Origin of the sequence: Ruminococcus flavefaciens 007c (genome assembly GCF_000571935.1) — a bacterium.
In the GTDB taxonomy this organism is placed as follows: Bacteria; Bacillota; Clostridia; order Oscillospirales; family Ruminococcaceae; genus Ruminococcus; species Ruminococcus flavefaciens_F.
In genome coordinates this window covers 212,410-237,941 of sequence record NZ_ATAX01000036.1, presented here as the reverse complement: position 1 = coordinate 237,941, position 25,532 = coordinate 212,410, and the positions used below count along the sequence as shown (strand labels likewise).

General features: G+C 41.3%; 23 protein-coding genes. 11 read left to right on the top strand and 12 right to left on the bottom strand.

The features are described 5' to 3' along the window. Window positions 1-475: 475 nt before the first annotated feature. From RF007C_RS15735 to RF007C_RS15725, 3 genes are all read left to right on the top strand, one after another. A complete protein-coding gene (locus RF007C_RS15735; protein ID WP_019680460.1) occupies window positions 476-835 on the top strand; it encodes a hypothetical protein in 360 nt (119 codons plus the stop codon). A gap of 280 nt (window positions 836-1,115) precedes the next feature. Further along, window positions 1,116-2,114 (top strand): serine hydrolase domain-containing protein, encoded by a 999-nt coding sequence (locus tag RF007C_RS15730; RefSeq protein WP_037301509.1) that lies wholly within the window; start codon window positions 1,116-1,118, stop codon window positions 2,112-2,114. A 286-nt stretch (window positions 2,115-2,400) separates the two neighbouring features. Beyond that, window positions 2,401-3,750 (top strand): S1C family serine protease, encoded by a 1,350-nt coding sequence (locus RF007C_RS15725; protein ID WP_037301506.1) that lies wholly within the window; start codon window positions 2,401-2,403, stop codon window positions 3,748-3,750. 313 nt (window positions 3,751-4,063) lie between these two features. Here RF007C_RS15725 and RF007C_RS15720 read toward each other — a convergent pair whose 3' ends face one another. Further along, window positions 4,064-5,374 carry an RCC1 domain-containing protein gene (locus RF007C_RS15720; RefSeq protein WP_037301503.1) on the bottom strand — a complete coding sequence of 437 codons (1,311 nt, stop codon included), beginning with the start codon at window positions 5,372-5,374 and terminating at the stop codon, window positions 4,064-4,066. 489 nt (window positions 5,375-5,863) lie between these two features. Between RF007C_RS15720 and RF007C_RS15715 the strand changes: the two genes are divergently transcribed. From RF007C_RS15715 to trxA, 3 genes are read left to right on the top strand one after another with little or no spacing between them, the layout of a single operon-like run. Continuing rightward, window positions 5,864-6,064, top strand: a complete 201-nt coding sequence (locus RF007C_RS15715; RefSeq protein ID WP_019680465.1) for a 4Fe-4S binding protein — start codon at window positions 5,864-5,866, stop codon at window positions 6,062-6,064. Continuing rightward, a complete protein-coding gene (locus RF007C_RS15710) occupies window positions 6,054-6,653 on the top strand; it encodes a hypothetical protein (RefSeq protein ID WP_037301501.1) in 600 nt (199 codons plus the stop codon). Before RF007C_RS15715 ends, RF007C_RS15710 begins: the two co-directional genes overlap by 11 nt. Before the next feature lie 44 nt (window positions 6,654-6,697). Beyond that, on the top strand, window positions 6,698-7,006 hold the full coding sequence (trxA, locus tag RF007C_RS15705; RefSeq protein WP_019680467.1) for a thioredoxin: 309 nt from the start codon (window positions 6,698-6,700) through the stop codon (window positions 7,004-7,006). On the opposite strand, the gene RF007C_RS15700 is transcribed toward trxA, so the two are convergent. Beyond that, window positions 6,995-7,657, bottom strand: coding sequence for a Crp/Fnr family transcriptional regulator (locus RF007C_RS15700; RefSeq protein ID WP_037301498.1), 663 nt, complete (start codon window positions 7,655-7,657; stop codon window positions 6,995-6,997). The genes trxA and RF007C_RS15700 overlap by 12 nt on opposite strands. A gap of 25 nt (window positions 7,658-7,682) precedes the next feature. Between RF007C_RS15700 and RF007C_RS15695 the strand changes: the two genes are divergently transcribed. From RF007C_RS15695 to RF007C_RS15680, 4 genes are all read left to right on the top strand, one after another. Further along, entirely contained in the window at window positions 7,683-9,353 is a 1,671-nt protein-coding gene (locus RF007C_RS15695) for an FAD-dependent oxidoreductase (protein WP_037301495.1), read from the top strand. 875 nt (window positions 9,354-10,228) lie between these two features. Further along, on the top strand, window positions 10,229-11,593 hold the full coding sequence (locus tag RF007C_RS15690) for an NAD(P)H-dependent oxidoreductase (protein WP_037301492.1): 1,365 nt from the start codon (window positions 10,229-10,231) through the stop codon (window positions 11,591-11,593). Window positions 11,594-11,798: 205 nt separating this feature from the next. Continuing rightward, window positions 11,799-12,851 carry an inorganic phosphate transporter gene (locus RF007C_RS15685; protein ID WP_037301489.1) on the top strand — a complete coding sequence of 351 codons (1,053 nt, stop codon included), beginning with the start codon at window positions 11,799-11,801 and terminating at the stop codon, window positions 12,849-12,851. Between the two features lie 13 nt (window positions 12,852-12,864). Then, window positions 12,865-13,494 carry a DUF47 domain-containing protein gene (locus RF007C_RS15680; RefSeq protein ID WP_019680472.1) on the top strand — a complete coding sequence of 210 codons (630 nt, stop codon included), beginning with the start codon at window positions 12,865-12,867 and terminating at the stop codon, window positions 13,492-13,494. A 117-nt stretch (window positions 13,495-13,611) separates the two neighbouring features. On the opposite strand, the gene RF007C_RS18215 is transcribed toward RF007C_RS15680, so the two are convergent. The 5 genes from RF007C_RS18215 to RF007C_RS15665 form a co-directional block, all read right to left on the bottom strand. Continuing rightward, window positions 13,612-13,740, bottom strand: coding sequence for a hypothetical protein (locus RF007C_RS18215; protein ID WP_275450847.1), 129 nt, complete (start codon window positions 13,738-13,740; stop codon window positions 13,612-13,614). Then, entirely contained in the window at window positions 13,737-14,486 is a 750-nt protein-coding gene (locus RF007C_RS15675) for an EFR1 family ferrodoxin (protein ID WP_037301487.1), read from the bottom strand. The genes RF007C_RS18215 and RF007C_RS15675 overlap by 4 nt, the downstream gene beginning before the upstream one ends. Window positions 14,487-14,580: 94 nt before the next feature. Next, window positions 14,581-14,736 (bottom strand): hypothetical protein, encoded by a 156-nt coding sequence (locus tag RF007C_RS17575; RefSeq protein ID WP_161634901.1) that lies wholly within the window; start codon window positions 14,734-14,736, stop codon window positions 14,581-14,583. Window positions 14,737-14,988: 252 nt separating this feature from the next. After that, the gene (locus RF007C_RS15670; RefSeq protein ID WP_037301485.1) at window positions 14,989-16,254 is read right to left on the bottom strand and encodes a lectin like domain-containing protein; all 1,266 of its coding nucleotides are present in this window, start codon (window positions 16,252-16,254) and stop codon (window positions 14,989-14,991) included. A 248-nt stretch (window positions 16,255-16,502) separates the two neighbouring features. Next, the gene (locus tag RF007C_RS15665) at window positions 16,503-18,692 is read right to left on the bottom strand and encodes a cellulase family glycosylhydrolase (protein WP_242836318.1); all 2,190 of its coding nucleotides are present in this window, start codon (window positions 18,690-18,692) and stop codon (window positions 16,503-16,505) included. A 350-nt stretch (window positions 18,693-19,042) separates the two neighbouring features. Between RF007C_RS15665 and RF007C_RS15660 the strand changes: the two genes are divergently transcribed. Next, window positions 19,043-21,217, top strand: coding sequence for a substrate-binding domain-containing protein (locus RF007C_RS15660; RefSeq protein WP_037301480.1), 2,175 nt, complete (start codon window positions 19,043-19,045; stop codon window positions 21,215-21,217). 160 nt (window positions 21,218-21,377) lie between these two features. Here RF007C_RS15660 and RF007C_RS15655 read toward each other — a convergent pair whose 3' ends face one another. The 5 genes from RF007C_RS15655 to RF007C_RS15635 all read right to left on the bottom strand — a co-directional run bounded on the left by RF007C_RS15655 (window position 21,378) and on the right by RF007C_RS15635 (window position 24,884). Beyond that, window positions 21,378-21,560, bottom strand: coding sequence for a hypothetical protein (locus tag RF007C_RS15655; protein ID WP_037301477.1), 183 nt, complete (start codon window positions 21,558-21,560; stop codon window positions 21,378-21,380). Window positions 21,561-21,916: 356 nt separating this feature from the next. After that, the gene (locus tag RF007C_RS17570) at window positions 21,917-22,846 is read right to left on the bottom strand and encodes a dockerin type I domain-containing protein (RefSeq protein ID WP_051456730.1); all 930 of its coding nucleotides are present in this window, start codon (window positions 22,844-22,846) and stop codon (window positions 21,917-21,919) included. An 81-nt stretch (window positions 22,847-22,927) separates the two neighbouring features. Further along, complete coding sequence (locus RF007C_RS17565; protein WP_161634900.1) at window positions 22,928-23,080, bottom strand: hypothetical protein; 153 nt, start codon at window positions 23,078-23,080, stop codon at window positions 22,928-22,930. A 922-nt stretch (window positions 23,081-24,002) separates the two neighbouring features. Beyond that, on the bottom strand, window positions 24,003-24,578 hold the full coding sequence (locus RF007C_RS15640; protein WP_037301472.1) for a hypothetical protein: 576 nt from the start codon (window positions 24,576-24,578) through the stop codon (window positions 24,003-24,005). Window positions 24,579-24,653: 75 nt separating this feature from the next. Further along, on the bottom strand, window positions 24,654-24,884 hold the full coding sequence (locus tag RF007C_RS15635) for a hypothetical protein (protein ID WP_028515303.1): 231 nt from the start codon (window positions 24,882-24,884) through the stop codon (window positions 24,654-24,656). Window positions 24,885-25,532 lie beyond the last annotated feature (648 nt).

The window sequence follows — 25,532 nt, the reverse complement described above, 5'->3', positions numbered from 1 at the left end:
ATGACTGCTGACGACAAAGCTTATTGGTATGATTCACAGGAAAATGCTTCCGGAGGAGTTACGTTCTTGTATTATAATGAATACAAAGCATATAAACATAAATGGCCCACCGCAGAGCTGCCTCTTTTTAAGGCATCTTTTTTCACCTTCTGAAAATGTTTTGGTTTTCATGTTGATATCAGCATATCACAACGTCCTGAAATTGTCAATATATTTTGAATACATTAATCACGGTAATAGGTACATATCTGTCATATTGGCGCAAATAATTATTTTAAAATGTACATGATTCAAACCGTCTCTTCTGCGGAGCGTCATTACTTATCGTTATAATATAAAAAGGGACTGTATTTGCAGTCCCTTTTGACTGTTTGATTACTATTTCGTCACTTTTATTGACTTTTGAACAGATGAGAAGTATAATAATCTCATAAAAAATAGACACTGATCGTCTTTTATATAAGGAGGCATAACTATGAAACGAACCACAGAAACAACATCTATTGAAAATCAGATGAATAACCCTGCCAATAAATCTGTGATAATACCGATCTTACTGATATTTGTTTTTATCATCACTTTGTATTTTTTCGGCGTATGTTCTATTGGCGGAATGCAATACACAACCTCAGATTATTACAAAACCTTAATCCATAAATTCGAGGTCTCCGCTCCTCATGATGAAGCTGTTGCAGCAGCAAGACGCTCTATAATCTTTTTAAGAGCTCTGGTCGCACTCAGTGTAATGGCAGCCATTTCATCCGCCGCCGGGATCGTTCTTTGCATTAAGACTCTGATAAAGCGTATCAAGCTGAAAAGACGACTGAGAGCTTAAAAATGATAATAAAAGATGGCTCTCATAATCGTCCTCTGTTTTTATAATGATATACGTACCTGTCAGCATTTAATTCATTATATCATGAGGATATATATTTTTCAATTGCTAATCAAGTACTTCTTTGCACACGCATTTATCCTTATTATGATGATTCACGTATTAGGTTCATATTTCATTAGAAAAAAGTATTGACATTAAAAATTCATCTTGATACAATAAAGATACTGTATGAAACTTCGATCGAATATACAGAACTCTATCAATACGGAGGTATATTATGACAAAAGACGAACTTCATAGGTATATTGAGGAAAACAAGGGCAGTGAGAGCAACATCTGCCAGATATGCGCTTACAAAGAAGGGCAAATGGTATACAGTGACACATGGCACGATTACAGGAAAGATGACTGCGTACATATAATGTCTGCTACAAAAAGCATTATGGCATTGCTCATAGGTATTGCCCTTGATAAAGGACAGATAGGAAGTATTGATGACAAAGTCCTTGACTATTTCCCTGATTATAAAGTGAAACGCGGCGAAAAGACAATATACGATGTGACCATCAAGCACCTGCTGACTATGAGAGCTCCATATAAAGGCAAGGGCGACCCGTGGTCAAAGGTGTGTTCAAGCGATAACTGGACATATGCGTCTCTTGACTTTCTTGGTGGAAGGAACGGTCTGACTGACGAATTCAACTATAAGACGGTGTGCCTGCATATCCTGACAGGAATACTCTATAAGGCAACAAATATGAAGACTGTTGATTACGCAAACAAATATCTTTTTGAACCGCTGGATATAAAGCCGTACTCTATCTATATAGCCAAATCAGCTGAGGAACACAAGCAGTTTACCATAGAGAAAACTCCAAAAAAGAATGTATGGTTCTGCGATACTGAGGATCTGGGAACTCCGGGATACGGACTTTGTATGTCAGCAGAGGACATGGCTAAAATAGGTTTGTTATGTCTGAACAAAGGCATTTATAATGGAAAGCGTATCATTTCTTCAAGCTGGATAGAGGAAATGACAAGTCCCAGAATTATTAAAAATCAGAACTGGCAGGGCATGGAATACGGCTATCTGTGGTGGATATTAGACCGTGAAAAGAATATATATGCCGCTCTCGGAAACAGCGGAAACGTCATTTATGTTGATCCCGAGATGAATACTGTTATTGCTGCAGCATCCTATTTCAAGCCTACTGTAATGAACAGAGTAGATTTCATAAGAAAACACATTGAACCGTTTGTGAATGAGCTGATTTAAGAATAAATTTTCCCCATCCGATCTTTATTTCGGGTGGGGTTATTGTTTTACTGTATATTTTTCGTTTCTTTCAAAAGTGTTCGTACTGTGAAAAGCTTACTAACAAATACACCTTATTCCTTCACACGTTTTTTATGAATGTGAAAAAAGCAACACGTAAATTCCCAGAAGATTCTACATTCATTGCAAATTTATTTCACAAAGACGAAATATAATATAATCACAGCAACGGGGAAGGCTCCCCTAAAAAGCGAAAATAAAAATCCCGAAAGGAATAGTGAATATTATGAGAAACGAGTACAGATACACAGTAAACGGCAAAATCGAAAACAATGAGGCGAACGGCATGGATAATAAATACAGTGAATACACCTGTTTTTCAACAGACGGCAATGTATCCAGGAAAAATAAAAGGCGCACGGGTGCTAAGATAGCAGCGTCGATCATGGCAATGTCTCTTGTATCAGGAGGTTCTATAGGTATCTACCATTACGCATTCAGCACAAACAACACCCTGTCAACAGCAATTGTTGAAGAAGACGAATCAGCTGAAACGGCTTTCGAATCAGGTGTTACAGCTAAAAACGTAAGCTATATCACTCCCGTAGAAACCAACAGCGGCGAACTCACCACAGAGGAAGTAGTTGAAAAGGTACTCCCCTCAGTTGTTGGTATCGAGAGCACCTTCACAATGACCTCACAGAGCGGCGGAGCCGGTTACTTTAACTTCGGCGGATTCGGTCAGAGTCAGCAGCCTCAGACTTCTTCAGCAACTGCTACAGGTACAGGTGTTGCCATCACAACCGACGGCTATATAGTGACCAATGCTCACGTTATCTATGATACAGAGTATAATACAGGTCTGGCAAGCAGTATTTCAGTTATTGTAAACGAAAAAGACCGCTATGATGCAGAGGTCATCGGATATGATACAGACTATGATCTTGCAGTACTGAAAATAAACGCAAATGATATTGCTGCGGCAGAATTCGGCAACAGTGATGAGCTCAATCTCGGTCAGGATGTTATTGCCATAGGCAATCCTCTCGGTTTTGATCTTATGAACACAGTAACAGGCGGTATTGTATCGGGACTGAACCGCCAGATCACAATAAACGAAAAGTCTATGCCACTTATCCAGACAGATACAGCTATAAACTCAGGAAACTCAGGCGGGCCTCTCATCAACAAGAAAGGTCAGGTAATAGGCATAAACTCCTCCAAGATGTCAGCATCATATTCTGAGGCAAGTATCGAAGGAATCGGCTTTGCTATCCCTTCAAACGAAGCTGCAAGGATAGTTAAAGATATAATGGAATACGGCTATGTTACAGGCAAGCCTCAGCTCGGCATCAGCTGTCAGGCTATAACAGAGGACATTTCAAGAATGTATAACCTTCCTATGGGAGTATACATCACAGCAGTAGCAGAAGACAGTGCAGCTGAAAAAGCAGGTTTACAATCCGGCGATATCATTACTAAGATCAATGATGAAGAAGTTACATCATACGATGAACTTGCCTCTAAGAAAAATGCGCATAAGGCAGGCGATTCAATCGAGCTTACCTATGTCAGAAACGGTGCAGAAAATAAAGTTACAGTAATACTTGATGAGGCTGTAGCCGCTCAGAATTAAAGTTAATCCCTCCCTCTCAATATATATGCCGCAGCCTGTGCTGCGGTATTTTTTTACAGATCAGCAAATAAACTGATACAAGTAAAAAAAGCACCGCTCGAATGGCGGCACTGTTATTATCAAAAAACAAAAATTTTATATACCTCATTAAGATCAGGAAGATAATACTTCATTTCTTACGTTTTTCAATACATTTTATTTGATTAGTTCGGATTTAAACACAATAACAGAAAAGTTTCCCCAAACAGAACACTCAAATTCACTTGTTCCCTCAGTAACCTTCGAAGGTCTCTTGAAGCTGATTCTGAAGCATTTAAGAGTTGTCTATTATATCAATCCTTGTCGGAACTAAAACGAGACCATTATCGGTTTCTATTTCTCCGACACCATTAAGTCTGTTATTCCCCCACATATATAATTTACCATCTTTTGTTAAAGCACCACTGTGTCCGTTTCCGAGTTTTACTGCCTCAACGTTATCCATTATTTTTATCGGAACAGCAGAAAAAGCTTTATATCCTTCCTCTCCATTTCCAAGCTGACCACTATCATTTGATCCCCACATATAAAGATTGCCGTCTTTTGTGATCGCTGCACTGTGGTTTAAACCAAGACTGACATATTGAACGTTGTCCATGATTTTTACAGGTTCGGTCTGTATTTCAGACTCACCGCTTTTTCCGTTTCCTACTTGTCCGAAATCATTTTGCCCCCACATATAAAGGCTTCCATCTTCTGTAATAGCTGCACTCTGTTCCCCGCCAAGGCTGACGTATTGAACGTTGTCCATGATTTTTAAAGGTTCAGATTCTATTTCAGATTCTCCGCTTTTTCCATTACCAAGCTGACCATTTCTGTTGCATCCCCATGTATAAAGACTTCCGTCACAGGTCACTGCCGCACTATGCAGGAAACCAAGACTTATATATCTGACATCCTTCATTATCTTTAAAGGACTATCGGAATATTCATGCATTCCACTTTTTCCGTTGCCGAGCTGCCCCATATAATTATCACCCCACATATACAGAGTGTTGTCGTTTTTTATTATAGCCGTATGATTATGCCCAACACTGACTGCTATCACTTCTTCCATAATCTTTTCAGGGGTGGCAGGATTCATAAAAAGTCCACTTGGTCCGTCAGGAATAGGTTTGTTTTTCCCCCAAATATACAGGCTTCCGTCTTTGGTTACAGCTGCACTGTTCTCAAAGCCGAAGCATATTTTCTCAACATCATCCATTATTTTTATCGGCTTTTCAGCGATACTGTGCTCACCGTTTCCAAGCTGGTATTCAAAGCCGCATCCCCACACATAAAGGCTGCCGTCTTCTGTCACAAATCCAGTATGTGAACCGCCAAGACTTATTCTTTCGATGTTTGGGAGATTGGTTACATTTATAGAAACAGCCTCCGTTACAGTAGTGTTTTCTAATGAAACTGAACTTGTCTGCAAAGTTATATTTTCAGATGTTTGCTCTGCTGCACTTGCTGTAACAGTAGATACAGTCCGGGATTCTTTAGTTTTTCTTTCTTTGTTTTCTGATATTGTCTTTTCTGAACAGCTTGTCAAAGTTGCGGTGAGGGCGCAGAGCAGTATGTTAATGATAAACAGCTTTTTCATTAGAATATTCCCTCCTTTTGATATCCACTCTGGAGTGTCTTCATCTCGTTTTTTATCTATTTCCTTATTTCACTGTAAGTCATATTATACCTCAAAAACCGCAAAAAAGCAATATGCTAAATTAAATGAAAGCGCTCCGCGAGGGAGCGCCTAATAGTATTCTCCCGAAATGAAGTCATCACAGTTTTTACATTCAGTAAGATGTACTTACATATCTGATTAAAGGTTCGAAATAACTATGATGTCAGCACGTTTTTATTTACGCTTCTTCAATGATATCACATAATATCCGTCTCTGTTCTATGTTATTGACTTCTGCACCTATTACACAAATATGGAAATCATTTTGTTACATAGAGCGCCCCCACTTTATGTATGTACTGTTTCATTTAGTCCTCCTGTTCGTTGATCTATTAATTCAAAAACGAATGTGACTTTGTCACAGAATAACGCTTCATAATTATGTATAATATACTTGGAGGCGATGATATGAAACGAAAAGCAATTGTTGATACAAGTTTGTGCGTAGCCTGCGGATGCTGCGTCAAGGTCTGTCCAAGAAAAGCTATAAGCGTTCCGCATGGAGTATACGCAGAAGCAGACCAAAAGTTATGCATAGGCTGCGGAAAATGTGCCATAGAATGTCCTGCAAGCATTATTTCACTGGAGGAGAGAAACAATGAAAGCTAAGAAAAAATGGTATGATTATCTATGGATATTCTCGTTGACTTATCTTATCCTCGGATTTGTGAATATTCTCTTTGCATGGCTTGGAATGATCTGCTTCATTGCTCCGCTTGCTATAGCAATAGGCTGGGGAAACAAAGGATACTGCAATAAATTCTGCGGCCGTGGACAGCTCTTTTCAATGCTGGGGGGACATTTCGGTTTATCAAGAAAAAAAGATTTGCCCAAATGGATGAAATCAAAATACTTCCGCTATGGATTTCTCATATTCTTCTTTACAATGTTCTTCATAATGCTCTGGAACACATATCTTGTATTTGCCGGAGAGCATTCTCTCGACCAGAAGATCAAACTGTTGTGGACATTCAAGGTTCCGTGGCAATGGGCGTATCATGGTACTCTGTTTTCGGACGGAGTTGCACAGTTCGCATTCGGATTTTACAGCATTATGCTTACATCAACTATACTTGGATTTACAACTATGATCCTCTTCAAACCGCGTTCATGGTGCGTTTACTGTCCTATGGGCACAATGACTCAGCTGATATGCAAGGCCAAAAACATGACAAAGTCACAGACAATCGCTGAATAATGAAGTATAATAAAGACATAATAAATAAGAAAGGAAGTATTGATATGGCAGTTTTAAAGATTACTAAGGAAAATTTCGCAGAGGTAAGAGCAAGTGAAAAGCCAGTCCTTCTGGACTTCTACGCAGACTGGTGCGGTCCCTGCAAAATGGTCTCCCCTCTCGTTGACGAGATAGCAGAGGAGCACAGCGAGTTCACAGTCGGAAAGGTAAATGTTGATACCCAGCCTGAGCTTGCAGCTGCATTCGGTGTTTCAAGCATACCAATGCTTGCAGTAATGAAGGGTGGCAGAGTAACTGCTCACGCTGTCGGAGCTCGTCCGAAATCAGCTATACTCGATATGTTAAAGGGTTAAGTCTCTAAGACGTTTCTTGTCAAGTATCTTAACGCCCTTGCGAGATACTTCAACTATACCCTCATTAGCGAAGTATTTCAGCATTCGTGACACTACTTCACGGGCAGAGCCGATGTACTTCGCTATTTGCTCCTGTGTCAGCTGAATATTGTCCGAGCCGATACGCAGAGATTCATCATGGAGAAATATCGCAAGTCGCTTGTCAAGGCTCATGAACATTATCTGCTGCATTACCCACATGACGTCGGAGAAGCGTGAAACAGCTGTTTCAAGGGAGAATATCCTTATCTCGGGATTGCGCTCCGAGACCTGCTTGAAGGCGTGACCGCTGATGATACAACATTCGCTGTCCTCCTCAGCATCTATAGCGACCTCAAATGTTATTGACTGCAAAACGCAAGAAGCAGAAAGCATACACATATCGCCCGTATGCAGGCGGTAAAGAGTTACGTCCTTGCCGTCCTCTGACATGATATATACACGAAGGCTTCCGCTGCGAACGAATATTACGCCCGAGCATTCGCTGCCGTTATGCAGGTTAGTACCTTTTTCGTATTTATGCACCGTGGAATTATCGCAGATGAAGGTGCGGTCGTCTGCTGATATTTTGTCCCAGAACGGGAATAATTCACTATATATTTCTTCAAACATGTTTTTTCCTTTCGGAGGTAGAAAAATGAAAACTATTATCATCGGCGGCGTTGCAGGAGGAGCTTCCGCAGCCGCAAGACTAAGACGATTAAATGAAAAGGACGAGATAATAATCCTTGAACGCGGTGATTATATATCTTTTGCCAACTGCGGTCTGCCGTACTTTATCGGCGGAGAGATAAAGGACAGGAAGATGCTGACATTGCAGACTCCAGAAAGCTTTCGCATGCGTTTCAATATTGACGTCCGTGTTAAGAGTGAAGCTGTGAAGATTTCTCCAGATACTCACACAGTTACCGTGCGTAATGTCGATACGGGTAAGGAATACGAGGAGACTTTCGACAAACTCATACTCTCACCCGGAGCTGAACCAATTCTTCCTAATATCAGCGGCGTTGATCTTCCTCACGTATTCACGCTGAGAAATATTCCCGATACTATGAAAATCAAGAACTTCATTGACAGCAACAAACCAAAGAGAGCTGTAGTTGTCGGCGGCGGATATATCGGAGTTGAAATGGCGGAAAACCTTGTAACTGCAGGTCTTGAAGTATCAGTAGTCGAGCTTGCAGAGCACCTTATCGCACCTCTTGATGCTGACATGGCAGCTGACGTTCATCGCTATATCAGGAGTAAAGGTATAAAGCTGTTCCTTAAAAACGGCGTTGCAGAGATAACCGCTAACACAGTCATTCTGCAAAAGGGCAGTATTGAAGCCGATATGGTGATAATGTCCGTGGGAGTTCGGCCCGAAACTTCACTTGCCAAAGAATGCGGTATCGCTCTGAACTCACGGGGCAGCATTATAGTGAACAGCCGTATGCAGACAAACTACCCTGATATTTACGCTGTCGGTGATGCAGTCGAGGTAAAGGACTTCATAACAGGCTCCGCTTCGTTCATACCTTTGGCAGGTCCTGCCAACAAACAGGGACGTATCGCAGCGGATAATATCTCCGGTATACACTCAGAATACATGGGAACCCAAGGCTCGGCTGTACTGAAGGTGTTCAATATGACTGTTGCGACCACAGGTCTTAATGAGAAACGTGCAGCTGCTGAGGGAATAACCTACGATAAAACATATACCTATTCTGCTTCTCACGCATCATATTATCCAAATGCGACGAATATGTCAGTAAAGGTGCTGTGGGACAAGAAAACCAATAAGCTCCTAGGTGCTCAGATAGTTGGTTTTGACGGAGTAGACAAGCGTATGGATGTGCTTGCGACCGCTATACGTTTCGGTGCAAAGGTCACTGATCTGAAAGAGCTTGAACTCTGCTATGCACCGCCGTTCGGAAGCGCGAAGGATCCTGTGAATATGTCTGGATTCGTAGCTGAAAACGTCATAAACGGAACAATTAAGCAGTTCTTCTGGCACAATGTTGAAAAGCTTCCGCGAGATGGAAGCGTTACTCTTCTTGACGTCAGAACCAAGACTGAAATTGCCCGCGGAATGATAGATGGCTTTATCAATATCCCACTTGATACCCTGAGAGATAATATTGACAAGCTGCCTAAGAACAAACCTGTATATGTACACTGTCACAGCGGTCTGCGAAGCTATATAGCCTGCCGTATACTAAGTGGAAACGGTTACGACTGTTACAATCTTGCCGGCGGTTGGAGACTGTATGAGTCAGTTATCAATGACCGAACAGTTCCTGAGTATATCTGTACTGAATGCAAATAGAATTTCAAGCAGTGTCTCCTTCGTGAGGCACTGTTTCAGTTTTCAAAAAGTTTATCTGCCAAATCAAGATCAAGAAGATAGAATCTTCTGCATTTCTGAATATTCCATTGCAAACGCTTTATTTCTATCATTCATCTGTTTAATGTAAGATAGCGCTTTTACTTCATTTAATTTCTGAAACAAGATGTTTTTATATATCAACGAGGAACTTTAATTCTTCTTTTTTATTATATCATAACACTCATAATATGTAAACATAAAAAAGTAAAACGCCTCGAATAAGACAGCAATAATACAACAAAAAAGGCATTATTACCGAGCATATCTATCATATAGATATTCGTCAAAAGAGATAAACGTCTTGACGACCTTTAGTCTTCTGTAAGGTGGATTGAGCTCTTTCGCTGCTCTTTCTATTTTAGTATATACATCATGTAGTAGTATCAGGCTCTGACAGTTCTATCTACCGGAAGATTGATCTGCTCACGATCGTAGTCGTGAAGATAGGTTCACCGAAAAGGAAAATGTTAAATACGAGGGCTGGTCGAGGTTAACAGTACAGTCGGCTACCAACATGCCACCCCTTTACTTTTTCGGGCTGAGTGTGTTATAATAGAAATATGAGCTATTACACGCTTGGTGAAAGAGTAGAAACTCCGTGTCTGGAAGGAAAAGTACCCATGAAATAATATGTAAAGGTTATGCAAAATCTCCCCATCACACACAGCCATTGCTGAGAATAATGTATTCTTTCACACAACAATATTCTTATGGAATAATGCTCTCACATCATGATACATTTATTTAAAAACTGACTTTACTTTTAATTACAGCAATTTACAAGCACAAAAAACAAGGAAAGTGGGAAATTATTTATGAAAATTTGTGTCCTTAACTGTTCACCAAAAAACAATTTATCTCTTACACTACAAACCGTTTTATATCTGCAAAAATGGTATCAGGAAAAACTTAATGAAGATGAGTTCGATATTATTCCTGCATTCAGCGGAAAAGTTACAGAGAAGATTGAAGAAACTGTCAAAAAATCAGATCTAATAATCATGTCAGGTGCGGTATTCCATTTTGATGTCCATAGCAGCATGGGAAAATTACTGGATTTGCTTTCCGATAATTATTATGATACCATAAAAGATAAGCCTGTCACCTTCATATCTACCTCGGGAATGCTGGGGGATTCTCTTGCTCATAACAGATTTGAAATGTGGGCAAAAAGAAACGGGCTGAGATACATTAACAGCCTGAGCTTAGAGAGCTCGGAGATACTTTCTCCCACAGGCCGTGAAGAATTGTTCTGCTGGTTCAAATATGTAAAGGCTATGGCAGAGTACTATAAAAACAAGAACATGCCCAAAGCGAAGCTCCACGGACGAGTAGTTTTACTTGATACCTGCGAGAACCAGATATCTAAAATTGGTTCTGCTATAATAAACGCAAAGCAAAGATTTGAAGCAAGCGGTTTTGAGACTGAAATCATAACGTTAAGAGACAAAAACATCAGCCATTGTACAGGCTGTCAGAGCTGTTTCAGCAACAGGACCTGTATTTTTAACGACGACTGGGAAAAGACATTTGAAAAACTGTATCTCAATACAGATATGATAGTATACTTCGGAGAATTGCATTATGCAACGCTTGGTAACTGCTACAAGACCTTCCTTGAAAGGCACGCCTGTCTGGGACGTTCAGGAATCGAGGACGAAGTTATAAAGTCCTATTTCTTCATACTGGACGAAAAATCTGACGGCGAAGATATATCCGCTTTCAAGTTCAACTGTGAGACCTTCGACGGCTTGAATTGCTCTTATCTAAGCGATGTCTGTAAAATAGAAAGCAGCGAGAAAATGCAAGAACTATACGACAAAATGACAATCGCCTATAATTCTGATATTATGCCTCAAAATGGTTTTTTAAAGAATGGCATCAGAACAGGCTTCGCAAAGATTGCAGCCAGTGTAAAGAACCGCTGTCCGGGCGATTACAGCTATTTTAAGGCAATCGGCTGTTATGAGACTATTCAGGCAAGTCCTCATGTAAAGTGGCTGGATAATGCAGAAGATGCTAAAAAAGACAGAGAAGCAAGACTGATACCATATAAAATGACATTATCACATCTTGAGGAGCTACCGACTATAACCGAAAGAAGAAAAAACAAAAGCATATCTGTCATTGAAAGGCAGAAAGCAGCAGCCAAAATTTCTGTCCTTATTAAATCGAACTAACGTAATCGAGCGCAATTGTATTGCTGCGTTCGATTTTTATTGTGCTTATGGATGGTAAACGTCCAGAAGAAATAATGACAGTTGTCAAGAAATTCTAAGAAGAATAGATGAATCAAAAATACTTGAAACTGATAATTAACTGTGATATAATATATAAAGGAAAAAATAATATCGGTATAATAGTCTTATTGGAGATAATGAAACTATGGATTTAACATTTGTATATTTCTGGGATCAGGTAACATCAAACCCACTTCTGATGCTTGCAGTCGGTTTGACGCTCGGCGTTATTTTCGTAAACGGCTGGACGGACTGCCCTAATGCGATTGCAACATGTGTGACAACCCGATGTATGGAAGCGCGCCCCGCGATTCTAATGTCAGCATTCTTTAATTTTCTAGGTGTTTTCATTATGAGTTCTGTCAATGCAACGGTTGCACAGACGATTGCCAATATGGTCGATTTCGGAACGAACTCGCATGATGCAATCGTAGCACTGTCAGCGGCTCTGTTGGCGATCGTGATCTGGGCGATACTCGCATGGTATTTCGGGATACCGACCAGCGAAAGTCACGCGCTGATCGCAGGCTTGACAGGTGCGGCAATTGCGATGCACGGCGGTCTTGACGGCGTTAATGGTCGCGAATGGATCAAAGTTATCTACGGCCTTGTAATCTCGGTCGTGCTCGGCTTTATTCTCGGCTATGCAGTCTGCAAGCTGGTGACCGTCATATTCTTCAATGTTGACCGGCGAAAAACAGAAGGCATCTTCCGGAACGGTCAAATTGGCGCCGCCTGTGCAATGAGCTTCATGCACGGCGCACAGGACGGTCAGAAATTTATGGGCGTAATCATGATGTGCCTTCTGCTTTCAAACGGTGGCGGAGAAGGCGACGCGGTAAAGATGCCGGTATGGATTATGCTGCTTTGTTCCGTCATCATGTCAATCGGTACGTCGATCGGCGGCAAGAAAATCATCAAATCCATCGGCATGGATATGGTGAAGCTGGAAAAATATCAGGGCTTTTCGGCAGATATTGCTGCTTCGATCGCACTGCTCATCAGCTCGCTCTTCGGAATTCCGGTATCGACAACACATGCGAAAACAACTGCGATCATGGGTGTCGGTGCAGTCAAACGGCCTTCTGCGGTCAATCTCGGTGTTGTTAAAAATCTCATGATGACATGGATTCTGACTTTCCCAGGCTGCGGACTTATCGGATATATCACCACGAAGATCTTTATGGCGATCTTCTGATCAGGAGGATACTATGGCTAACAAGAAAAATGATTTTTACTGGAACAACTACATTTCGGCTGCTGATACCGCTTGCAGTGCCGCGGATTATCTACTCGAATGCCTGCGTGAATTCGATACCGAACAGATGAACAAAATATTGCCTAAAATGCATGAATTTGAGCATAAGGGTGATTCCCTGCGTCATGAAATGACGGAAATGCTTGCCAAGTCTTTTGTTACACCAATTGATCGCGAAGACATGGCTGAACTGTGCCAGAGACTCGATCATGTGATTGACTGCATAGAGGAAGTTTTGCAGGTGATTTATATAAACAATATTTCAAAGATTACCGACGAGGCAGTTAGTTTTGCTGAGAAAATCTGTATCTGTACTTCCAAAATGAAAGCGATGCTGACGGAACTGCCGAATTTCAGAAAATCCGAGCAGCTACACAAGCTTATCATTGAGGTAAACGCCGCTGAGGAAGAATGTGATGCACTGTATCTTCAGGCTGCTTACAGTTGCCGCCAAAAATGGGACGGAAAGAATCCGCTGGACGTAATTGCATGGCGTGAGATCTATTCGACGCTTGAAGAATGTGCTGATGCCTGCGAAGATGTTGCGGATACTGTTGAAGCCGTGGTAATGAAAAACACCTGACGAATAATGCAGGTTGCTGTTGAATATGCAAATGAAAGGATACTGTCACAATGCTATTTTATCAAAAAATAGTATCATAACTATATCAATAGACCGTAGTCTATTTATATACAAGAATCAGATCCCCCAAGGGAGCTGTATCATCTCGGCAGATACCGTTGCTATTTCTTCTTTTGTTGCCTTGCGTATCAGATTCACAAGGAATACTGTTTCAGTCTCAGCTAAAAGCTGAGACAATCGCTTCATCTGAAGTCGCCCTTCAATCGCGGATTGATGTAGCGTTCTCTTTTTTCTGTACCTTTCCCATATTGGATAGCTTGTTTCGGACAGCGATTTATGCAGGCAGAGCATTTGGTACAATGACTTTTTATCCATACAGGCTTTTTATCGCGGAGCTTAACAGCACTGTCAGGACAAAGCTTTTCGCACATTCCGCAGCCGATACAGTTGTCATTCACACGGAAACGCTTTGTAGCATTCATGATATGATAAAGTTTTCGCATTGGCTTAGATAGTGTACCGCTACCAATCTCCCTCTTACCATGTCTTTCAATAATACTGATTATCTTTTTAAGTTTTTCTTCGGCGTTATTGATACGCTTTTCTGCTTCTGCTTTGCCCGTCACTTTGTAGTAGAATACTGTATTATCGGGCATTAACAGTTCAAAAACTGCATTCAGAGTAATACCTCTTTGGGCAAGTTCTGACTTAAGAAAGCCGCCTGCTCCGCCGATACCGCCTCCACAGGTTATGACTGCATAGACATATTCTGCGTTTGTAAGCTGTATTTTGCTTACAAAATCAAAAACCGTGTCGCTCAGTGTATAGCAATATACGGGAAATACAAAGCCTACATTCTCTTTATCTGAGACAGAGTATTTGTATTCTCTATTTTTTCGGGCATCTGCAATGCTTATAAGTCTTTCGTCCTCTTTGACAAGTTGTTTTGCAGCCCATAACGAATTTCCTGTTCCTGTGAAATAAAAAATCATATCGTACGCCTCCTGTTATTGTATTGATAGTATTATAGCATAATATCCAAATATCCGCAAGAGTGCCCCATTTCGGATATTCTAATACTGCGATTTACTTTTTCTTAGCACTTCCTGCAACCTGCTGATCGTATACAAAATTCAGCATAGCTTTCTTCGGGAACAATGGAGCGAGCTTCATCATTGGCATCTCCGACAGCACATGGGTCTTGGAGCAGATACCGCTTGAATCAATAGTGAAATTATTCATTTTGCCTATTCAAAACAGTATCAGCTTCTATTTTGCGGTTACGTATGTAGCAAGATCATAAGGAATGCACACGAACAATTACGGCACAATGCCGTCTACATAAGTCTTTGATACTTTTTTTAAAGATTTTTTTGATAACGACCATTATTATCTCAAGGCGCTTATGCCGATACCCTTAATTCTCTCAATAATAACATAAGTGTCGCAAGCAATAAGTAAACATAAAAATCCAGCCCGGAATGGGCTGGATTCTTATTTATAAATCGCTTTGATACAGCAGTTGTTAGGCTCAAAGTCTATCTTCAGAACGGCCTTGATATCACTATTGACAACATCATTCCATACGTTACCTGCATATACAAAGGACTGGCCTTTTTCGGATACAGTTTTATATTCCAGTTCGCCGTAGTCAACATCTTCCCCCTCAACAGGAGCACCTTTTGTGTAATTGATTACTATGGCATAATCAGTAACGTCAAGCGCAGTATCAAGCTCTATGGTATGATAACCATGATAGTCAAGCTTTGCGTCCTGAGAATACAGCAGATTCTGTATTCCCGCATCATATATCTCTATCTTTATATCCTGCTCGTCAAAGTCATTATATGTGCCCACAGCGGCAAGTTTTCCTTCCTTGTGGAAAACATTGGCAGTTTTTGTGATATCTCCTGTCCTGACATATCTGTCCTGCTCTGTGCCTGCGTCATAGCTCAGGACTTCACCGTATTTATCAGTGACAGAGTGGCTTATGGCGTATTCGAGAGGCGCGCTGTAGGATATATAATAATAGCACGCAGAGCCTAAAGAGCTGTTATAGGTAATCCATGCACCATCCTCGGAGGCAGTTTCTTTGAAGTATTCCTTCGGGAAATGGTCATCGTAGCCTATAATAGTTACGTCGTGGTCAAAATTGTCTTTTTTTGTATAGTTTATGGTGCGGTAAGTACCGAACCAGCCTTTTTTGCTGTTATCACTATCAAGAATACCGATAGCAACTGCGCCCCTTTTGCGGATATTCTCCTTTATGGCTTCTCTGTCATCTGCATCAAGAATGACAGAGCTGTCAAGAACAAGGTCATCAAAACCGTCTGACAGGCTAAATGTTACTATTGGTTGCGAACCGCCCAGTTCCTTTCCGTCTATTCCCTCTTTTACAAAGAAGCCCTCGTCCTTTTCATCTAAATAGGTGATATCAAGAAGCTGCAATGGGTCTATTGAGATGTAACTTCCGTTTTTCTTAAAATATGCGGTCTCCATACTCGCAGCAGCTGCATAGAGCCAGCAGGTACCATACTTCTGAGACTTCATTTCAAACTCAGTCATCTCGTCCGCGATATTATAGTATCCGTCTTGGCCGTGTACATAGTCATATACTTTTTTCTCTTTCGCAGTAGTTTCAGCAGTAGTTGTCACTTCTGCAGGAGCAGGCAGCTCCTCAATTGAGGTGTTGTTGTCAGAGCAGCTGAATACAGACAGCATCCCTGCAATTAAAAGTAATAAAATAAGTAGTTTTTTCATTTTTTCCTCCTGCTATTCAACATACAAGAATTTCTCTATAGCTGTCATTATCTCCTCAAGACACTTAACACCTATGAACTTTGTAAGCTACCCGCGGTTCATTTTCTTTTTTTCGGTAGTTTTACCTGTCAATAATCTCTTTCTGTTCCATAATGCCTCATTATTCCTTATTATATCATATCGCAGATACTATTGTAAATAGCTAAACAGAAAGCTCCTCCGGAAAGGAGGAGCTTTTAAAATAAGTATTATTTGCTCGGTTCAAGACTGCTTATGATCTTGAGGAGGTATCTCTGTATCATAACGGCGTCATCTCCTGTAAGTCCCTTTACTGAAGTATCAACATCAGCAAGTTCCCTGCCTTTTTCCGTTATAGCACTTGGTGATGTTCCGCCTAAACCATATTTATTCGGATTAGCAATGGACTGCATAATGAGTATCGCGTCTGACAGATCAACTACGCCGTCGCAGTTGGCATCGCCATACTTGCCTGTCATTACCAACGGAACAGTAGTAGTTGTTGTAGTTGTTGTAACTGTGGTTGTGGTTGTTGATGTAGTTGACGTTGAAGTTGAAGTGGAAGTTGTTGTCTGCTGTGAGCCGTTTGAGGAAATTATAAATGCCTTTATGCTCTCAGCGCCCGAAGCGGGAGGTGTTATTTCCTTGCCTGACTTGTCAGAAGCGTACCAAGCCTGTAAAAGTGCAGATTTTTCTTTCTTTATCATCTCGATAAGCTGCTTCTTTACATTACTGTCTGTAACAGCTTCGGCAGGCTCATTGGATACGTCCATTACCTGCTTGGGATTGTTCATATCAAGAGTGATAGTGCCCGACTTCTTAGCCTCCCAGACGTATGATACCCAGTAGCTCTTGCCGTTGAGCTGCGGCGAGAAGCCCAGACAGCCGTTCATAAAGTTTGTATTGCCTGCGAACTGAACGTCTACAAATGCAGTTTCTCCGATACTTGTACCAAAGTTTACAGTACCGCTGCCGTTATCTTTACCGTATATCTTGTCGCTCTCGGAAACATTTGAAGAAGTGGTCGTGGTCACTATATCAATTGGATTCGTAACAGAAGTAACGATAGTTGACTCAGCGTTTCCTCTTGCGTACTTGTTGATAGCAGCAACTATCTCGGGACGCTTCCATGTGCAGTTTGATCTGTCGAGGAGCATAAAGCTGATATCGTCCCACCAGCAGCAGGTAACGCCTACAGATGAAGCATAAGCTGTGAAGTAAGCAGCACAGTCAACTCTGTCCTGAACGTTGTTGCCCTTTTCTCTTGCGCCGTACTCACCAACGTAAACAGGGATACCCTTTGATGTGTACTTCTGGTATACCTTGTCAAAAGCCTGATTTATCTCGCCAGTGTCTGTATTGATGTTGAAGTTTCTCACGCTCTGGGAGTCGCTTTCCTCAGCAAGAGCGAAACCGTATGGCAGATATGCGTGAACAGCTACGATAAGTCTGTTCTGCGCACTGTCGTTAGGTATCTGGAAATTCTCATTCGTAGCGCCATCAACTGAGCAGTCATAGCCCGGGACCGCAACGTATCTTGTGCTGTTGTTTCCGCCTGATTTACGGATAGTATCAAGACAGTCCTGATTGAGTTTGTTGATAGTCTTTATAGCGTCGATACAATCAGGGTTTGAAGGATTTATCCACCACTCGTTTGTATGGCCGATAAGACGGGGCTCGTTCATTGTTTCGAAAATGAGCTTGTTGTCATAATCCTTGAAGCGGTCTGCGATCTGTGACCATACAGTGGTCATGTACTTCTTTGACTGATCGTAATGAGCAGTATCGGGGTACATATGCTTGGAGTCGTTATCGTGGTGAACATTGATGATAACGTACATATCGTCATCGATAGCGTAGTCAACAATCTCCTGGACTCTGTCCATCCACTGCTTTGAGATCTGATAGCTGCCGTCAACGTGATTGTGCCATGAAACAGGGATACGGACAGTTCTGAAGCCTGCCGCTTTTACTGTATCTATCATCTGCTTTGTGGTCTTGTAGCCGCCGTTCCAGCAGGTCTCGATACCCATTTCGCTTCCTACCCAGCCGGTATCGTCGATAGCGTCCATAGTATTTCCGAGGTTCCAGCCGAGACGCATATCTCTTACGAACTTGATGCCCTCAGTCTCGGGAACGGACTTTGCAGAGATATTGAGGCTTGGGATATTGTAGTCAGCAGCTGCTGCCTTATTGCTTGTAAGGAGCGGTACAGAGAACTCGCCGATGTCTGTTACAGTGATGTCTGAGCTCAATGCATCAGTAGGAATAGTGTATAAGCTGCCTGAGCTCTCACCTGCAAACTGCTGAATACTTACACTGACAGCAGATGTGGTAAAAACAGTGCTTCCCGCAGCCGAGGAAACAAGGATAACTGCTGCAAGAGCGGCGGAACAGCCTTTCTTGAAGAAACTACTCATAATAAAAACTTCCTTTCCTGAATCATGTTTTAAATAATAACTTGCCGAGCCTATGAACGGGATTCCAAAGGGACTGTGTTCCTTTGGCAGAGTCCGGAGGCAGCGCCTCTGGTCGCTGTTCACAGCTTTCAGAGAACAGCGAAACATTCCGAAGGCGCTCCTAACAGGGGCGGCGCCCCTTAATGGGACGTCGAGGACGCCGTCCCCTACATTTTTCGTTATTATAATTATAGAGCAGGTGAATGTAATTTTCAATGAAAATTCCAACTGTATTTATGTACTTTTCAGCTTTTTGCAGTTGATTTCCGCTATTGTATATGCTATAATCAGATAAAAAGAGGTGACTGCACATGAGAAAACGAATAGCATTCATAACCGTAAACGCAGAAAAGCTCTACCAGACCAGCCTTATCGAAGCAATGTGGCAGCAGTCCGCCGCCCTTGACTATGACTTTATAGTGCTGACTCATTTCGTAAACTTCGACAACGAGACCGAGTACCTTAAAGGCGATGAAAATATCTATACCCTCATCAGGCAGCTCAGATTTGACGGCGCTGTCATAGATCTGGGATCATTTTACAGCCGCTCTCTGTCAAAAAAGCTGGAGGATATGCTCTTTGAAAAGGGTATACCCGTCATCGCTCTTGATTATGTCAGCGAACGCTTTGAGAGCTGCCTGCAAAACAACAGGGAGTATTTCCGGCAGCTCACGGAGCACTTCATCAGGGTACACGGCTTCACAAGGATATACTGTCTCAGCGGCCCCGAGAACGTGATACATTCCATCGAGCGTATAGAGGGCTACAAGGACGCCCTTGCAGAAAACGGCATACCATTCAGACAGGATCATGTTTTCTACGGCGACTTCTGGGTAAACTACGCCAAGGGCTTCGCGGAACGCATCGTAAAGGGCGAGATAGAGCGTCCGCAGGCCATTGTATGCGGAAACGATTTCATGGCTTTGCAGCTCTGTCTGTCATTTGCGGAAAACGGCATAAACGTCCCCAACGACATCGCCGTGGGCGGTTACGACGGCAACCCCGACGTCAGCAGCTACCGCCCGTCACTTACGACCATCGGCAGCGGCTTCAGGGAAAACGGTATAGAAGCTGTATGCCGCCTGCATAAGCTCATAAGCGGCGAGATTCCCCGTTACCGCACAGAGGTTCGCCCTGCCGTTAAGGTTGGAGCAAGCTGCGGCTGCCGGGCGGATACCTCGGGAGACGCAGCCATAAGCGATAAGATATTTGCAAGGGACATGACCTTGGGCATATTCATGCACAGCAACTATTCCTCCATGATGAACAATGTCAAAAATATGGACGAGTGCGCAATAGTCCTCGCACAGAACGCCTATCTTCTCTACCCGGAAAGTGACTTTTTCCTCTGTCTTTGCAGCAGCGGTGAGGAGAACTCGGACAGCGGCTACACAGATAAAATGGTCTGCCGTATGAAATACTGCAATGGCAGGTGCGACATATCTCAGCAGGAATTTGCTCTGGATACGATGATACCTCCAAATGAGCTCTCAGATCGGCCTGCCGCCTATATATTCACTCCCCTGCACTACCTCGACAGGAACTTCGGCTACTGTGTACGCAGGTATTCAGACAGCATAGTATTCGAGCAGTACTACGGTGAATTCTGTCAGGTCGCCGCAAACAGCATAGAGCGCATACGTATGCTTGACTACGAAAGATCCCTCAACGACAAGATACAGCAGCTCTCTGAACGTGATATCCTCACGGGACTTTTCAGCCGAAAGGGACTTATCTCAAAAGCAGGCTCACTCAGTCCCGACCGTCGCTACTACGGCGTTATCTATTGTATTGAGGGAGCAGAGCAGTTCCGTGGGCAGTACGGAAATGAGTACGTCCGACAGATTATAGTCTCATTGGCCCAGGCGGTGAACCTTTCATGCGCAAGGGGCGAGCTTGCCGCAAGAACGGGCAGTGAGGAGTTTATAATTATAGGCGAATGCGACGATTCCGACTTTCCCGAGCAGCTCTTCATAAACTCACTGAAATCCAATCTGAAAATGATAGAAATGCAGCAAAGCATAAGCATCTCGGCCATGCTCAGACGCTTATCAGCAGTAACCGACAGCAGCAGCGCTCCCACTGACATGATAGCACAGCTTGAAAAAAAACTGGAGGATATGCGCAGTTCCGCCACGGAAAGCAGCAGCGCATTTCTTGGGAAGCTCCGCGAGCTGCAATACAACGTCTACGAGGAACCCCAGCTTGAATGGGCTGCGAAAAAAGCTGCCGCACAAATCGGCATAAGCACCTCCTACTTCCAGCACCTCTACCGCCAGTTCCTTAATATCAGCTTTAACGCAGATGTTATCTCTGCAAGACTTGCCCTTGCGGAAAGGCTTCTTGTCAACACAGCTCTCAATGTCAGCGAAATAGCCGAGAAATGCGGTTACCCCGACGCTTCGCATTTTATGAAGCTCTTCCGAAAGAAAAAAGGCAAGACCGCCTCTGAATACAGGAAAGCCATGACCGGCATTGGAGCATAACAAATATAATATGCAATTCTGACCTTTTATTCATACCTTTCAATGGGTGATTTTGGTGCATGAGGAGGCATATAGCTGAATAATTATTAAAATGGTCGGCTTACACTTTCTTTAAGCCGACCATTTACGCCATTAATTTGGTATAACTAGAAAAGCCTCCCTATAAATAGAGGTGCTTTTCTGCGGGTACTACAAAGTTTGTCTCATTTGTGAGTACCAAATATGGTGGAGTACAGGTATATTCAGTTACCTTGTTTAATGAGTTTCCGATGAATCCCACAGAATTACATACTACTGCCATAGAAAGAATAGCTGCAATACTTTTTTTAGTTTTTCTATTCATAATAATCTCCTTATATTTTTTCAATAAATTCTAAGTTGTGGTACCACTTAATACATTTCTGACTAACGTTATTTTATATTATTTCCTATATAAAATCAATACTTTTTATGTAAGATGTATTTTTAGGCAAGAAGTTGCATAAAAAAACAGGTAAGTTGCATTTAATGTTCGCAAATTACCTGTTTAATCCTTCTCTCAAGATTCATTAAAACACTTTCAAGAACCCAAAATTACTTTTAAATCTGATGTTATTACTGATCTTCTCCACATAAAGAAAGGTGATTCCTCTGTCAATGCAGATGATCATGTAATAATAACGATTGTCAACGGTGAGGCTTATTGCCCGACTCATCATTTTATATATCTGCTTTTTTCATATATGCCTCTAATGAGACTATATCTTCTTTTGTAGTTGAAGCATATGCATAGTACGCAAGGATATTCGATGCATCAATGGCATTGATCGATCTGTCCTGATTTACATCTGCATTAAGCTTCTGCAGCGCATCATATCCGCCTTCCTGATTTGTAGATATACGGGCATAATATGAAAGTACTGAAGAAGCATCAACTGCGTTGATATAACCATCAGAGTTAACATCTCCCAGTGTATCAGGTGTTTCGATAACTACCGGGCTGTCAGGAGCAGGACCTGAAATCATCGTTGTTCCTCCGTAAACGATAGGATTCTGTTGTGTCCATACGTATATAAGTTGGTACAGCCTTGCAAGTGATCGCTCATTTGCAACAGACGGATCAGGCTCAACAAATATCGCTGCGTATTTTTGAAAAATTTGCTTAGTATTACCGTCGGCATCATTCTCGTAATGATAACCGTACGAAAAATCGTTTTTTTCGGCATGGAATTTGTAGTATTTTTCGGGCATTTTCAAATCTGATGTCATCTTCTCAAAGTCATAATCATAATAGTTCTTCTTATTAAAATCATTCCGATCGTTACTTTCCAGCAAATCACTCTCGCCTTTCAGCAAATAGTCATTCAGCTTCACATTTACCCAAGTCACGGGTCTGAAGGCAACCCTTTCTTCCGCGTATTCTTTGCTCTTGTATGTCAGATCATGTTCTGAACAATACTGCTTCAGTTCGTCTTCCTCCAAAGCATACAGTTCCTCAAAAGTCAGTAATTCTCCTGAGTCAGCAGTCTCTGAAACAGTGGTAAGAGTTTTGCTGTCAGCTGCACTTACATCGTTCACAGGAAGGCCTGTAAGCATTGATGAAAGCATCATTGTTGCAGCAATACAGGTGTCTATTCTTTTTTTTATCATTATTACTCCTCCTTCTCTTCAATATCTAAGAATTATTCTATAAAGATCATAATCTCTTCAAGACACTTACCGTTGATATATTTACATTTCCTTCCGACCATGCTTCACACAAAGCACACCGACTGCGATCATAACCAGCGCAATAGAACCAAAAAAAATGTAAGCATTTGAATCCTGCACTGTTTCACCTTTCATTACCGCTTCACCTGTATCCGGATTGCACATAAGTGACACTTCTTCGCCCTCCTGATAGGATCTTGTCAGATCTGTTTTCTCTATTTTTCGCTGCTGAGCGGAATCTGTTTCATAACTGATCGTGATTGCGTAATATGTTTTGACTTTGATTGTACGGAAAGCGGTTTCTGTACACTTATATGATTCGCACTGCTGCACAGTTCCGGTCATCGGTACTGTATACAGCTTTGCATTCATAGATGTTTCATGATAATGTATGATTATCAGCAATATAATAAGTGTAGCAACAAGGAAAAAGGCAATTCCTGTTGTGATCTTGTCTTTCGGTGTGATTCTTCTCAGAACAGAACGCCCCTTTCTAATGTATTTCCGTCATCCAGGCGGTATTCATTTGATCTTATACTATATAAAGTCATTATATCACAAATAGTTAATCATGGCAACAGTTATTTAACAAATCGTTTTTGATAAGAAAATACCCATGAGGATCATTCCTCATGGGATTCTTTTATACATCCAGGAATTTTTCTATAACGATCATTATCTCTTCAAGGCACTTTCCGTTGATACATTTACATCAGAATTATCCGGAATAAAGGGCTTCCCCTTTACATTCCCGTCAATATCATATTTTGTGATGCTTATCGACTTGTCAATGTTTACGGCAGTATATATACAGTTCTTTTCCCTTGTAAAAAAGCCCTTGTATTCGGTTCATCAAATGGTATCAGACATTCATATTTCTGTTTTTCGGAAGCTTTATACAAACCGTCACCCTTTATATAGTATATCTCACCATTTATTTCAGCTATGACACTTCAGCATTTGGTTAAATAAATAAGCGATTCCTCAACGTGAGAAAACGCCTATTTATAGCCATATTTGCTTGGTGGAGCATAGGGGATTCGAATTGAGCAAGAGCCTTTTTGTGACTTTCAGTAAAAAACGAAAATGGCTGTGTTTAGCGAATTTCTGTGATTTGAATTTTAGTGGCTTCAAGTAATTTTTGACAGTTTTTAGTACAAATAAGTGGTAAACAAGTGGTTGATAAGTCACTCCTTATGCTTCTGAGTGATAAACACCCTGCAAGTGAATCAAAGTTTTTGACATCACTGAATAGAATATTAACATAAAACAGATTGTTATTATTGCTATTATTGAATCCTTCAAGGTCAATATTTGTACGATAAGTATACAGTTTCTGCAAATTGCTGAATGTGCTCATTTTTTTGGAATCAAACCTGTTTACGCTGGATAGTGACAGAGTCAATATAGAAAGTTTTTTAAAATCTGCCAAGCTGCTGATATCATTTTCTTTAGCTGAAGTCAATATCAGATTCTCAACTTCTGTGCATCTATTGATTTCCTTAATATTAGTAAACCTCAGATTCGGGCTTATTTCTTGGATATTTGTTTTATAGATTTTTCCGTTGATCTTCACATACGTCTTCCTTAAATAAACAGCACCCGAAGCTATGCACAGAAGTATTAGCGCCGCAATTATTGCAGCAACCTTTTTTTTGAATGAATCCTTCATAGTTTCTCCTTTTTTAAACACAGCTAGGTCGCTGCGTTCGGCTTTCTTTATTTCACACACAAAACCTTATTTCTTTTATTCGACATCTAAGAATTTCTCAATAACGACCATTATCTCTTCAAGACGCTTACCTCCAATACCCTTGATCTTGCTCAGTTCTGCTTCAAGAGCAGGAAGATCAATTGTTTTTCCTTGTTCTCCGAGCAACTCATCACCATACTGGAGAATGAACTTTGTAAGTTCCTCACGGTTCATTTTCTTGATCTTTCGGTAAGTGTCCCTGTCGATGATCTCTTTCTGTCCCATATATAGCTCCTTATTCGTTTCTTGTAAACTATTATACCATATCACCTATATAATGTAAATACATAAAACAGAACCGCCACATAGCGGTTCGCATAGTTATAACGTTGATTTTGTATGCTCTACAATCTTCGAAACCACAGGCCGACGCTGACGGATTTTCGGCAGTTTCTTGTGTTTTAATAGGATCCTGTTTTGTACCTATTTTTCGAGGACAAAAGCTGAATTTACGGATATTGCCTTTGCAGAAAAAATCTTAAAACTGTAGGAAAATATTAGCTCTCACAAATTAATTTGTGAGAGCTATATAATTTAAAAGTGTGGCATATTAGTAATATGATGTGTCCGGAACAACAATGGGAAATTTCGCGAAATAGCGTGAGATCGATGGGGCACAAGGTGGTGTATACATACTATATGCAGATTGGTGTATAAGAAGCAGGAGTCATCATAATTCGCAGGTTAATAATTGCTTTTACACAGCAAATGCAAAAGTTCATAATTTTACTCATTTTGCAATGTGAAGAAGCCGCCATTTTTTGGCGGCTTCTTGTTTCATCTTTGATTTTATATGCTATTATCTAATGAATAATATTATCGACCTTTACTATGCGTAAATTAATTTTATACAAAAACTTTGAGTATCTGTCC

Bases quoted from the DNA above. Each gene is read 5' to 3' on its own strand.
- RF007C_RS15735 (WP_019680460.1), top strand. From the start codon at position 476: ATGAAACGAACCACAGAAACAACATCTATTGAAAATCAGATGAATAAC.
- RF007C_RS15730 (WP_037301509.1), top strand. From the start codon at position 1,116: ATGACAAAAGACGAACTTCATAGGTATATTGAGGAAAACAAGGGCAGT.
- RF007C_RS15725 (WP_037301506.1), top strand. From the start codon at position 2,401: ATGAGAAACGAGTACAGATACACAGTAAACGGCAAAATCGAAAACAAT.
- RF007C_RS15720 (WP_037301503.1), bottom strand. From the start codon at position 5,374: ATGAAAAAGCTGTTTATCATTAACATACTGCTCTGCGCCCTCACCGCA.
- RF007C_RS15715 (WP_019680465.1), top strand. From the start codon at position 5,864: ATGAAACGAAAAGCAATTGTTGATACAAGTTTGTGCGTAGCCTGCGGA.
- RF007C_RS15710 (WP_037301501.1), top strand. From the start codon at position 6,054: ATGAAAGCTAAGAAAAAATGGTATGATTATCTATGGATATTCTCGTTG.
- trxA (WP_019680467.1), top strand. From the start codon at position 6,698: ATGGCAGTTTTAAAGATTACTAAGGAAAATTTCGCAGAGGTAAGAGCA.
- RF007C_RS15700 (WP_037301498.1), bottom strand. From the start codon at position 7,657: ATGTTTGAAGAAATATATAGTGAATTATTCCCGTTCTGGGACAAAATA.
- RF007C_RS15695 (WP_037301495.1), top strand. From the start codon at position 7,683: ATGAAAACTATTATCATCGGCGGCGTTGCAGGAGGAGCTTCCGCAGCC.
- RF007C_RS15690 (WP_037301492.1), top strand. From the start codon at position 10,229: ATGAAAATTTGTGTCCTTAACTGTTCACCAAAAAACAATTTATCTCTT.
- RF007C_RS15685 (WP_037301489.1), top strand. From the start codon at position 11,799: ATGGATTTAACATTTGTATATTTCTGGGATCAGGTAACATCAAACCCA.
- RF007C_RS15680 (WP_019680472.1), top strand. From the start codon at position 12,865: ATGGCTAACAAGAAAAATGATTTTTACTGGAACAACTACATTTCGGCT.
- RF007C_RS18215 (WP_275450847.1), bottom strand. From the start codon at position 13,740: ATGAAGCGATTGTCTCAGCTTTTAGCTGAGACTGAAACAGTATTCCTT.
- RF007C_RS15675 (WP_037301487.1), bottom strand. From the start codon at position 14,486: ATGATTTTTTATTTCACAGGAACAGGAAATTCGTTATGGGCTGCAAAA.
- RF007C_RS17575 (WP_161634901.1), bottom strand. From the start codon at position 14,736: ATGAATAATTTCACTATTGATTCAAGCGGTATCTGCTCCAAGACCCAT.
- RF007C_RS15670 (WP_037301485.1), bottom strand. From the start codon at position 16,254: ATGAAAAAACTACTTATTTTATTACTTTTAATTGCAGGGATGCTGTCT.
- RF007C_RS15665 (WP_242836318.1), bottom strand. From the start codon at position 18,692: ATGAGTAGTTTCTTCAAGAAAGGCTGTTCCGCCGCTCTTGCAGCAGTT.
- RF007C_RS15660 (WP_037301480.1), top strand. From the start codon at position 19,043: ATGAGAAAACGAATAGCATTCATAACCGTAAACGCAGAAAAGCTCTAC.
- RF007C_RS15655 (WP_037301477.1), bottom strand. From the start codon at position 21,560: ATGAATAGAAAAACTAAAAAAAGTATTGCAGCTATTCTTTCTATGGCA.
- RF007C_RS17570 (WP_051456730.1), bottom strand. From the start codon at position 22,846: ATGATAAAAAAAAGAATAGACACCTGTATTGCTGCAACAATGATGCTT.
- RF007C_RS15640 (WP_037301472.1), bottom strand. From the start codon at position 24,578: ATGAAGGATTCATTCAAAAAAAAGGTTGCTGCAATAATTGCGGCGCTA.
- RF007C_RS15635 (WP_028515303.1), bottom strand. From the start codon at position 24,884: ATGGGACAGAAAGAGATCATCGACAGGGACACTTACCGAAAGATCAAG.